Source organism: Bacillus sp. PK3_68 (genome assembly GCF_003600835.1).
GTDB lineage: Bacteria > Bacillota > Bacilli > Bacillales > Domibacillaceae > Pseudobacillus.
This window is the reverse complement of sequence record NZ_NQYC01000001.1, coordinates 1,934,216-1,946,568: the sequence shown is the minus strand read 5'-3', so window position 1 is coordinate 1,946,568 and position 12,353 is coordinate 1,934,216. Positions and strand designations below refer to the sequence as shown.

The following is a 12,353-nucleotide window of genomic DNA, read 5'->3' as shown; positions in this document are numbered from 1 at the left end:
CGGTGAGAAGCCTGTCGAAGGCAATTAATATTCCTACATTGGAAGAGGCTGGCGTGAAACGTGAACAGTTTGAACAGCTGGCGAAGGCAACATTAAATGAAGAGATCAGCACGATGGTAAATCCGAGAGAGGTAAACGAAGAAGAGGTTATGAAATTGTTAGAACTTGCTTATTCAGCAAGAAAGGCGGGAGTATAAATGGTAAAGCAATATCAGCTATTTATTGATGGGAAGTGGACAGACAGCGCATCAGGAAAAACATTCGAATCGGTAAATCCGGGGACAGGGGAAGTCCATGCTATAGTAGCGGAAGGTGGAAAAGAAGATATTGACCGTGCTGTCAAGGCAGCGCGCCGTGCATTCGAATCCGGTCCGTGGGCAGAAATGGCTCCGAGCGATCGTGGGCGGCTACTTTATAAAGCGGCCCAGCTGCTTTGGGAAAATGCAAATAAACTTGCAGCCATTGAGTCAGAGGACAATGGGCTGCCCATTAATGAGACGACCTTTATTGCGATGCCGGCTACCATCGATGTATTGGAGTTTTACGCTGGACTTGCCAATAAAGTGCAAGGAGAAACGCTTGCTTCTCCGGCCGGCCGTTTTAATTATACACTCAAAGAGCCGCTTGGTGTGATTGGCGCTATTGTACCGTGGAACTTCCCGCTTATGCTGACAATGTGGAAATTGGCACCGGCACTTGCTGCGGGTAACACGATTGTAATTAAGCCGGCAGAACAGACACCTGTCAGTATTTTGGAAATGGTGAAGTTATTTCAAGAAGCAGGCATTCCGGATGGAGTGATTAATGTCGTACCTGGTTTTGGTGCGGATGCTGGGGCGGCACTGTCTTCTCATCCACAAGTAGATAAGATTGCTTTCACCGGTTCTACTGCGACAGGGCGCTTGATCATGCAGGCAGCCAGTCAAAATTTAAAGCCGGTAAGCCTTGAGCTTGGCGGCAAGTCGCCGAATATTGTTTTTGAGGATGCCAATATAGAAGATGCGGTAAATGGTTCTATGTTTGGCATCTACTTTGCACAAGGGCAAGTATGCGCTGCTGGTTCTCGCTTGTTCGTTCAGGAGAGCGTCTACGACAAGTTCATGAGTGAGTATGTGAGAAAGGTGCAGAGCATCCGTGTCGGCAATCCGCTCGAGCAGTCTACACAAATGGGGCCACAAGTATCTGAGCAGCAGCTGAAGAGAATCGAGCAATATGTCGCTGCCGGCCTCGAGCAGGGAGCACAACTGACAACAGGCGGGGAGCGCTTTAAAGGAGCTGACGGAGGTTATTATTATACGCCGACAATTTTTGAAAACGTTACTAACCAAATGACCATTGCCCGGGAGGAAATTTTTGGACCGGTCGTTTCAGTTATTCGTTTCAAGGACGAAGAAGACGCATTGAAAAAAGCGAACGACACACTCTATGGTCTGGCATCTGGCGTTTGGACGAATGATCTAAAGCGGGCTCATCGTATGGCGCGCGGCTTAAAAGCGGGCACAGTATATGTCAACACATTTAGTATGCTGGATAGCACGGCGCCATTTGGCGGCACGAAGCAAAGTGGATTCGGCCGTGAGCTTGGTATACAAGCGATGGATATGTATACGGAAACAAAACATGTGTGGGTTGACCTTGGCAAGGAAGGATTGAACTGGTACGGCGTGTAAATAGTTAATTTTTCGCTTCATTAAGAGCTATGTGATAGATAAAAAGAGTGGGGCAACAAGCTATTAAACAGCTTGTTGCCCCACTCTTTTTGTAGGAAAAATGTCTCTATTTTGGCGGAATTTGTTGAAATTTGAAAGGTGTGTGCTAGAATATGTTCTGGGTAAAAGATACTAATTTATTAACGGGGATATTAGGTTATAATACCCTATTTTTAACCTTTTGATAAGGTTTATATACCTGTTTGTATAGATTGGAAACGAGGGGATAATCACCAGTATTATAAATAAAGCTTTTAAAGTTCAGAGTGTTCTGTAGGAATTTGGACGGTCTTTTTTATATGAATCGACAGCCATCTTTTAGCCAAATACAACAGGAATGGAGAAGCAAAATGTTTGGATTACTTAGAAAGAGTTTTTTAGCGAGAATACTAGCCACATCAATGTTAAATATTTTTTTAGTTGGTCTTACACTTATTGTTTGTAGTTATGTCATTCAAGGACAAGTACTTGAATCGCAAGTACATAGCCAAGCAACGAAAATTATGTCCGGCACTTCCCAAAATCTTAATAGTGAAGAAATCATGGAGGCAGCATCAGATAGCAATGAGAATTCAAGTGTTCATAAAAAACTTCGGAGCTATTTTGATACAGTCTCTGCGAACAATCCGCAAGTTTCTCAGGCCTATATATTTGGAACTGAACTGGAGGGTGGAAATAAAACTTCAATTATTTCTATGCCAACAGCTGTCTTAGAAACGTTTAAAGAGGCAGATTTAAATATAGGTGATTTATATGAACAGCCAAAAGTGATCAGCGATTCGGTCAGAAAAATGCTGTCTACAGGAGAGGTCATTTATACAGATGTTTATACGGATGATTACGGTACATGGATGTCCGTTTTAAAGCCATTCAAAAATGAACAAGGAAAAATCACTGCTTACTATGGAATTGATATTGATGCAAGTATTGTGGCTAAAGGAAAGAAAGATTTACTCTTATACAGCTCTCTTGCTCTTTTAATTATTCTTGCTATTTTGTTAACCGTGCAGTTCTATCTTGTGCGCAAGTCTATTCTTCCTCTCAGAGAATTAGGGGAGGGCATCGAGAAATTTAGCCAAGGAAGCTTTGAGATCTCATTGAAAGAAGGCGACGATGAGATTGGAAGATTGAACAAGAAGTTCAATGAAATGGTGGTTGCTATGCATCAAATTATCCAGGCGATCAAGGAAGCATACGAGCGCAACGCCGACTATTCCGGAAAGCTTTCTGAAGCTGTTAAGGAAGGGAGCGACCATTACAGTTTCGTTGTATCTGAATTACAGCAAATTTCAGAGCAGATGAAGAATCAGGAAACGGCTACGATCGATAGTTCTTCCTCCATCAATGAAATTGTTTCAGGGATTTCAGCCATAGCCGATTATTCAGCTGACGTCAGCAGTAAAGCAGAAGAGTTAGAAACTCGCGCTCAAAAAGGGAACAAAGCAGTAAAGGATATTATTTCACAAATGAATTCAGCAGAACAATCCGTTGGAAACTCCTCTCAGGCACTTCAACAGTTAGATGAGAAGTCCACTGAAATTTCCGGGATTGTTAATTTGATTAGTGAGATTGCTGAACAAACAAATTTACTTGCCTTAAACGCAGCGATTGAGGCGGCACGGGCAGGTGAGCATGGTAAGGGGTTTGCAGTAGTGGCCGACGAAGTCCGCAAACTTGCAGAACAATCCCGTATATCAGCGGAGCAAATTAAGGGGCTAATTTCTATTATTCAGAATGAGGTAGATAAAGCCGTTTCATCCATTTCTGTTGGAGTAGAGACTGTTTCAACTAGCGTGAATAGCAGCGGTGAACTGACACAAATATTTGCCCACATTATGGATGATATTCACAAGGTAAGCAGTCAGGTCCAAGAAATTTCTGCTTCTACTCAGCAAGTTGCTGCCGAGTCTGAGGAAGTAGCTTCTGTTATTGAGCAATTAAGCGGCATTGCCAAACATAACACGGAGACTTCTGCAGGTATTAGCCAAATGACTGAAGCACAAAAAGGGAACATGGAGCTTATTGCTGACGATGCTGAGGAGATGAACAAGCTCTTCCAAAAGCTACAGCAATCCATTTCTATGTTCAAAATTTAACAACGATATTGGAGGTATGAATGAATGTCCCAAGTTTTACTTTCTTCAGAAATGACATCAAAAGATTATTGGGAGAAGGAATTGAAAAGTCCGCTGCCGCCTTTGAACCTGCCGCTTGATAAGCAAAAACATCTCTTGAAAGAGAGTCAGTTTCAAACCTTCTCTATGCCATTGGAATCATGCGCTGTAAAAGATGTATTTACATGGGCAGAAAGAAATAATAGCAGCTTTCGTACGTTCTTTATTTCTGCGTATCTCTTTTTGCTGCATCGGTTGGCGAATGAAGAAGAAATCATGCTCGGAATATCTGTTGACGGAGAAAGTATCGCACCCATAAGAGCAAATTTTGCGGGTTGCCAATCATTAGCGGATGTTCTTAATCAAGTGGCACAAAAAGTAGAAGATGTCTCTTTGCATCAGCACTTTAACTGGAGGGAAGTGCTCAAGAAAGAGGAGGAGCCCGGTTACTATACAACTTTCTCTTTTGGCAACCTTCCTGGAATAGAACAAACGAATCTAGGTTTTGGGCTGTTTACCGATGGCGCGGATTTATCATTGTTAATTGAATATAACTCCTCCCTTTTTATGGAAGAAACGATCAAACGATTTTCTGCGTACTTTGAAAATATTGTCGAATTTATATTAAACGCTGACGATCTGAATGTTCCTTTTCAATCGATTCCTATCATTACGACTGAAGAGAAAATGATGTATAAGCGTTTAAATGAAACGGCTGCTTCATTTAACGAAGGCACAGTGATCCATCAAGTATTCTCAAAAACAGCTGAGCGTTTTCCGGATCAAACAGCCGTTTCTTCCAACGGATTCAGCATCACTTATGCAGAGCTGGAAGAACAATCAAATCAAGTAGCGCACATGCTTTTGCAAAAAGGTTTAACTAAAGAGGAGCTCGTGCCTATTTTTATGAAAAGAAGCATTGGAACCATCGTTTCCATACTCGGCGTGTTAAAAGCAGGCGGAGCCTATGTACCGCTTGATCCGGATCATCCAGTTGAACGCAACAGTTACATTATAAAAGATACGAATTCGTCCATTGCCCTGGTGGATTCTGCTTATGTTGATTCATTTAGAGAATTGCTGCCTCAAGGCAAAAAATACTCTATTTTTTCAGAGACCGATTTTGCGGCGTATCCTTGCAGTTCTATTGAGGTAGAAGCGTCATCTGAACAGCTCGCTTATGTGATTTATACATCAGGCTCTACAGGACGGCCTAAGGGCACGCTCATCCGCCATCGAGGTGTGATCAATTTAATTAACTGGTCTACACAGGAAATGACATTTACGGAGAAGGATGTTCTTTGCCAATTTGCGCCTTATAGCTTTGATGCTTCTATTTATGATACGTTCAGCGCGCTATTTAACGGAGCACGACTATATTTGCTTTCCGACGAAGAAAGAATGTCAGTGGAAGCTTTTGCAGAGGCTATTGAGCGAGAGGGAGTAACATCTATCGCTATCTTGCCGACCATCTTTTTTAATGAACTGGTCGCAAAGCTTTCAAGTGAAGGAGTTAAAAAGTTTAAAAATATTCGTCAAATTACAATTGGCGGCGAAGCATTAATCATGGAAACAGCTTTCGCTTTCCATGAAAAATTCGGCAAGCATATTGCTATATACAATATGTACGGGCCAACGGAATGTACGGTTATGTCTGCTTTTTATAAAGTAAACGAGGAAATGCTAGATACGCCTACCGTACCAATTGGGCATCCACTCCATAACCATGCTGTTTATATCGTAAATGATGAAAATCAATTGTGTCCGATTGGTGTGCCGGGCGAGCTGCTTATCAGTTCGGCAGGAGTAGCACGTGAGTATCTGAATCAGCCTGATAAGACGGAGGCTGCATTTGTTCCGAATATATTCAATGACCCATTTAGTTCTGTTCTGTACCGGTCAGGAGACATCGTTCGACTGCTGCCTTCTGGAGAAATTGAATATGTGAGTCGAAAAGATTCTCAGATAAAAATCCGAGGACACCGTATTGAAATTGGTGAAGTAGAGGACGCGTTGACGAGTTATGAGCTGATAAAAGATGCAGCCATCATTCCCAAAGTGGATGAAGATGGGCTAAATGTTCTTGCAGCTTTCTATACAAGTGTGGCAGGAGAGGAATTATCTCAATTAGAAATACGGGATTTTCTTTTGCAGAAGCTACCTAAGTATATGGTGCCGACTTATATTCAATATATAAAGGAAATGCCGGTCTCGCCTTCCGGGAAAATTGACCGACGGACTTTATCAACTTATGAGCTCATGAAACAAGAGCAGACAGTTGCTAAGAATTTACCGCGGACAAAAATAGAAAAGGTAATTTCAGAAGCATGGAAGACAACTTTAAAGCTGCCTGCTATCGATATTTACGATAACTTCTTCGAAATCGGTGGTCACTCGCTTAAAATCCTGGAAACTCTCGTTCTATTAAAACCAGAGTATCCTCAACTAAAAATTAATGACTTTTTTATGTATCCGACCATCGCTGAACTTGCTTCCCGGGCGCTAGAGTTATCCGCTGTTACAGCAAATACTGAAAAAACAGCCGCTGTTCATGAAATCATTGATTTACCGGAAAGGCCAATAAAGATTGGCTCTGGAAATTCAGCTCAGTTGCTTGCGACTCAACACGTACTGTTAACGGGAGCAACCGGTTATTTAGGATCTCATATTTTACAGCAATTACTATCGCAAACGGAAGCTAACGTTTACTGTTTAGTGCGCGGTGATTCTGCTGAGCAGGCAAAAGGAAGACTGTGGAATATTCTTACTCATTATTTTGGTGAAGAGATAGAAAAGGAAGCACAGCGCATTACTGTGATTATAGGAGATTTAGAGAAAGAAGACCTCGGGTTGTCTGCAGAGGATCGAAGCTATTTAGAAACGTGCATCGACAGCATTATCCACTGTGGAGCGGATGTTAGGCACTTTGGAGAGGTTGATCACTTTTCTCGGGTTAATAAGCAAAGCACAGAAGCTCTTTTGAAGTTTGCTAAAGAGAAAGAAGGGCTGCGTTTTCACTATATTTCTACTTTAGGCATTCCGGAGGATCTTGCTTTAGAAGGAAAATGGGATAGCCTACAAAGTATGGATGACTGGATGAATGCTTCCTTAACAAATGTCTATGTAAACAGCAAGCTCGAATCGGAGAAACTATTATTTGAAGCTGCGTCAAAAGCGGAGATTCCAGTTACGATTTATCGCGCCGGCAATCTAACTTGCCATTCACAGACTGGAAGATTCCAAAAGAACATTGACAGCAATGCCTACTACCGAATGTTAAAAACGATGCTGTCCTTGAAAGTTGCACCGAAGGTAGAGTGGTATGTGGATTACACACCTATTGATTACGCAAGCGAAAGCATTGTTGCCTTGGCGGTGCAGCCGGAATCGGCCGGACGGGTGCTTCATATTTGTAACCAAGTACAAATCCATTATTCGGATATGATTGAGCAATTAAGAAAATGCGGTTATAACATTGAATTGAAGGAGCCAGAAGCATACGAAAATTGGCTGTTTGGCGACAACGATATCGATCCTGAAATTTTACAGTTGACTATAGCTCAGCTTGAAGGAGACGGGGCAAAGGACTCTCCCTACCGCTACTCATGCCCGGAAACAAAGAAGTTGCTTGCAAATACAAATGTGGCATGTCCGGAAATAGATGAGAAGTTTTTTGAGAAAATGATCTCATACGCTGCAAAAGTTGGTTACTTTCCGCGCCCATAGTGATAGCAGCACCTATATAGACAAATGACATATTGAATAGCGCTTGCTTTCATGGATGCTTTCTTGTTTGCTTTTGGGCAGACGTGCATCCTGAAAGACAAGCGTTTTTTCTTGGTCCGGGGATCCTATCGATAAGATGTCCCCTTATGCTACTAATTTAATATTTTTAAGGAGCTAAGCGCATTGATTGAGCTTTTTATTGTCGAAAGAACAGATATAGAACTGATTCCATTTGCTCTTTACTCTGTTTTAACAGATGAGGAGAAGAGTTATATTCTTCGTTATCGAAAGAAGGAAGATCAGATTAATTCTTTAATTGGCACTTTACTAGCCCGGTACTTAGCAGAACGTCACCAAATTATAGATCAACCGATAAAAAGAGCGGCGAATGGCAAACCTTATGTTGCGAATTTTGAGGGACAGATAAGCATTTCTCATTCCGAGGAATTTATCGCTTGTGCTGTTCACCCAAATGGCAGGATTGGCATTGATATAGAAAAGATCCGTCAAATAGATTTTGCGGTCGCGACAGAGTTTCTTAGTCCAAATGAACATCGTTTTTTTCAGACAAGAGAAAGTGAGGAGGAAAAATTATCAGCGTTATATACCTACTGGACACTGAAGGAGTCTTTTTTCAAAGCAGAAGGAACAGGGCTGACAGGAGGTTCGCTTACAGCTGTTGAATTTGAACTATCCAACCCGCCTGTTTTACGATTACCTGCTGAATTAGCTGGAACATGGAAGTTTGCTTACGCAAACCTGTCCCGCGCCTATCGCTGTTCAGTTTGTTATTCTTCTGTGAAACCGATGAATCTTCTCTTTGAAAAGATTTGCCTAGACGAACTAACGGCCTATTTTGTTAAAAGCGGTACAAGAAATTAAATAATATTTCATTCTTAATAAGTGTTGTCGGAGGAGAATGTTCAGTTATTTATTTTAACAGCACAAAGCAAAGCGGTCTTAGTCGTGGTGTACAGGCTATAGAGGTGTATATGGAGGCTTAATTATTAAGATAGAAAGAAAGCTGGATCTGAAAGGATAGTTTTTCTACTCTTTCAGATCCAGTTTTTTCGGAATTTTTAATTAGCATGAACGTTATATGGATGGTTTACTATTCTGGTTCTGAAGTTATCAAACAAAAAGTGTTTAATAATTATTATTTTTTAGTAAGTCTTTGTTGTAGGAAAATAACGGAACATTCATTATGATAAGGATAACAGAAAGAATTTTCTGACAAATGGAGGTTTTTATTATGATGAATGGCCAGGAGTATATTGAGAGTCTGCGAGATGGACGTGTTATTTACTTAAATGGAGAAAAAATTGAGGATGTCACGATTCATCCGGCTTATCAAAATTCCGTAAGATCGATGGCTCGTTTGTATGATGCACTTCATCAACCGGACACAGCCTCGATTTTAACAACAAAAACAAAGGAGGGGCATTTAACACAAAAGTTTTTTAAACCGTCTACAAGTGCCCAGGAACTGCTGGAGGCCCGGGATGCCATCGCTGAATGGTCCAAGTTAAGCTACGGGTTTATGGGCAGGACACCTGATTATAAAGCAGCCTTTACTGCTCATTTGAAACCATATGCTAACTTTTATAAAGGGTTTGAAGACAATGCACGCCGATGGTATGAAAAAACAACGAAGGAAGTGCCATTTTGTAATCATACGATTATTAATCCGCAAATGGACCGGTCCAAACCGCTTCATGAGAATCAAGATGTCTTTGTTCGTGTAGTAGAAGAACGGGATAATGGCATCATTGTAAGCGGTGCCAAAATGGTCGGTACATCGGCCGCCATTACCAATTATAATTTTGTCGCAAACTATTCGCCCGTTGATCTGGCGAAGGATGATCTTGACCACGCTTTAATTTTCTTCGTTGAAATGAACGCACCAGGGCTGAAGATAATTAGCCGGCAATCATATGAGCTGATAGCAGCAAAGTTAGGTACTCCGTTTGATTATCCCTTATCAAGCCGTTTTGATGAAAATGATGCCGTTATCGTACTTGACCGGGTTTTCGTACCGTGGGAAAATGTACTCGCTTACCGGAATGTGGAAATTGCAAACGGCTTTCGCGGCAAAACCGGCTGGATGAATCGGTATACGTTTCATGGGTGCACTCGCTTTGCAGTGAAGCTGGACTTCATGGCAGGCTTATTAATGAAAGCGACAGAGGCATCCGGTACAAAAGGGTTCAGAGGAGTGCAAGCGAATATTGGCCAGGTGCTCGCCTGGAGAAATATGTTCTGGTCACTTTCCACGGCTATGGCAACAGATCCAGAAAAGGGAGACAACGGCGTTGTTCTTCCGAATGGACAATCGGCCGCAGCTTACCGGGTTCTGGCTCCAATGGTGTGGCCAAGAGTAAAAGAGATCTTTGAAACAGTAGTAGCGGGAGGGTTGATTCAACTTCCATCCAGCGCGAAAGACTTTGAAAATCCGGAAATCCGCCAGTACCTGGACCAATATTATAAGGGAACGGGAATTGATGCGTTAGAACGAGTAAAACTCATGAAATTGATTTGGGATGCCCTCGGCACAGAGTTTGGTGGTCGCAACGAGTTGTACGAGCTCAATTACGTCGGAAACCATGAGAATATTCGGCTGGAGACGCTTAGAAATGCTGAGTTGTCAGGTCAAACGGCAAAGTACAAAGCATTTGTTGATCAGGCAATGAGTGAATACGATCTTTCTGGATGGACGACTGACACATGGGTAAATGCACACAAAAGCCCGGTTGGCACAGAGTGATAATTAAACCATGCAAGAAAAGCAGGTGATGGTGCATGAGTAATCAGACCTTTCCCGAGACTTCCCTCCATCTGTCAGAACGAGAGGGGATTATACAGTTGGATGATGAAAGAATCGTTCTGACCTCTTCCGCTGTTTTTGGCACGCTTCGTAAAGACTTGGCAGAAAACATCGGGAATGAACGGATGAAAGGGTTTCTTATTCGCTATGGTTGGAACCTTGGAGTCAATGATGCGAAGCGAGCGTTAAAAAAGGACTTTTCTTCCATAGAAGAAGTGTTAAGACAGGGGTCCGTTTTTCACGCATTGAAGGGTTACACGAAAGCAAAGACAACGAAATTCCAAATTCACTTTCATCCCGATAAGAAGGTAGAGGATGTGCATGTTGAAGGAATATGGTACAGCTCATACGAAGCAGAGGAAAATAGTAAACAGTTTGGTGTGGAAAAGCATCCTGTTTGCCATACACTGATCGGCTATGCAAGCGGGTACTATTCGACAGTCTGCGGACACACAGTTATTTTTAAAGAAATTGCTTGCAAAGGGACTGGAGATCCCGTATGCCGTTATATTGGCAAGTCTCTTCATTGTTGGCAGGGAAAAGCGGATGAAGAATTAAATTATTATGAGAATCAGACAATTGTAAAGGAACTGGAAGTTGCTTACAATATGTTGCTTGAAGAACGCAACAACTTAGAAAAGGCAGCGATCATTCATGAAAGGCTGACAGAAGAAGTTATCAATGGAAATGATTTGCAGTCTATTGCAGCAGCTGTTTATGAAACAACAAGTTGTCCTCTCCTAATCGAAAACACTTACTTTGAGAAGCTTGCTTGTGCTGGGATAACAGATGAGGAATATGCAAAGATAGAGGCTGGCTTTAAAGAGCTGCTACATCAAGGCGATGATAAGGTAACGATTAAAGAAACGAAAAGACTAAAGGATGAGCAGCACCAGCGTTTAATTACTCCGATCCGGCTGCAAAAAAAGATATTGGGCTATTGTTCATTCATTTATGAAACCAGTGTTAGGGACTTTCCTAAGGTTGATTCAATGATATTAGAGCGGGCAGCTACCGTTTGCTCTCTTTATCTATTAAATGAAAAAACGAGCTTTGAAGCAATGGAAAGAATGAAAGGACATTTTCTTGAACAAATACTAAATGGTTACTTTCCGTCGAAACAAGAAATATTAAAGCGGGGCGGCTATATGAATATTGATTTGAGCCTGTCTTTCCGGATGATTGTATTAACTTATCAGAGCAGACAAAGCCATCCGGTTAATGAACTGTTTTTTCATGAACAATTAATGGAAACAATCTTTCACTATTTTAAGCGCCAAAAAGTCCAGCTTGTAACTGGTCAGCGAGATGGAAACATTATTTTGCTCATTCAAACAGATTCTCTAACGACAGAGAAAAAGCTTCCTGAATTATGCAGTTGTCTCATTGACCATCTCGGTGGCGTATACCCAGCTTATTTGTTTCGAATGGGCGTGAGCACAAAAGGAAAACAAATTGAGCAAGCTGCTACTTACTATAAGGAAGCAATCATTGCTTTGAAGATTGGCGCACACAACGAAACACTCTTTCTCTTTGAAAATTTAGGAGTAACAGGGATCTTGCTAAGCTCGCAAGATAAGGAAGCTGTGAAGCAGAAGGCTCATTATTTATTAGGGCCGCTCTTTGAAAGTGAGGGAGCAAAGAAGAATGAGCTTGTTAAAACACTTTATATATTTTTAAGCAATGGTGGAAATCTTGAGAAAACCATGAATGACTTGTCCCTTTCGATGAGTGGATTGCGCTACCGGGTTGAAAAAATAGAATCCTTGCTTGATAAAGATTTGCGAGATCCGCAAGTAAGCTATGAATTGCTGCTAACACTAAAAGCCCTCATTGTTGCAGGTGACATTACTATTTTATAGGACCTATTAAAGCTGAATACACTAGTTGATTGTAGTGGAAGGCGGCGACTTCAACGGAAAAAGTGAGCTCTGGTTAGACCCTATAGGAGCGCGCGACGAAGAGGCTCACAGACCGCCC

At 41.8% G+C, this 12,353-nt stretch carries 7 protein-coding genes; all 7 read left to right on the top strand.

Annotated features, from left to right (window positions below; all coding sequences use genetic code 11):
• Window positions 1–2 precede the first annotated feature (2 nt).
• The 7 genes from CJ483_RS25040 to CJ483_RS10130 all read left to right on the top strand — a co-directional run bounded on the left by CJ483_RS25040 (window position 3) and on the right by CJ483_RS10130 (window position 12,235).
• The gene (locus CJ483_RS25040) at window positions 3–197 is read left to right on the top strand and encodes an iron-containing alcohol dehydrogenase (RefSeq protein WP_259455605.1); all 195 of its coding nucleotides are present in this window, start codon (window positions 3–5) and stop codon (window positions 195–197) included.
• Window positions 198–1,670: an aldehyde dehydrogenase family protein gene (locus CJ483_RS10155; protein WP_120034586.1), complete on the top strand. Its 1,473-nt coding sequence runs from the start codon at window positions 198–200 to the stop codon at window positions 1,668–1,670.
• A 338-nt stretch (window positions 1,671–2,008) separates the two neighbouring features.
• On the top strand, window positions 2,009–3,805 hold the full coding sequence (locus CJ483_RS10150; protein WP_120034584.1) for a methyl-accepting chemotaxis protein: 1,797 nt from the start codon (window positions 2,009–2,011) through the stop codon (window positions 3,803–3,805).
• Window positions 3,806–3,829: 24 nt separating this feature from the next.
• Window positions 3,830–7,549: a non-ribosomal peptide synthetase family protein gene (locus tag CJ483_RS10145; protein ID WP_120034582.1), complete on the top strand. Its 3,720-nt coding sequence runs from the start codon at window positions 3,830–3,832 to the stop codon at window positions 7,547–7,549.
• A gap of 183 nt (window positions 7,550–7,732) precedes the next feature.
• On the top strand, window positions 7,733–8,431 hold the full coding sequence (locus CJ483_RS10140; RefSeq protein WP_182917018.1) for a 4'-phosphopantetheinyl transferase family protein: 699 nt from the start codon (window positions 7,733–7,735) through the stop codon (window positions 8,429–8,431).
• Between the two features lie 370 nt (window positions 8,432–8,801).
• Window positions 8,802–10,313: a 4-hydroxyphenylacetate 3-hydroxylase family protein gene (locus tag CJ483_RS10135; RefSeq protein WP_120034578.1), complete on the top strand. Its 1,512-nt coding sequence runs from the start codon at window positions 8,802–8,804 to the stop codon at window positions 10,311–10,313.
• 35 nt (window positions 10,314–10,348) lie between these two features.
• Window positions 10,349–12,235, top strand: coding sequence for a XylR N-terminal domain-containing protein (locus tag CJ483_RS10130; RefSeq protein WP_120034576.1), 1,887 nt, complete (start codon window positions 10,349–10,351; stop codon window positions 12,233–12,235).
• The last annotated feature ends 118 nt before the right edge of the window (window positions 12,236–12,353 follow it).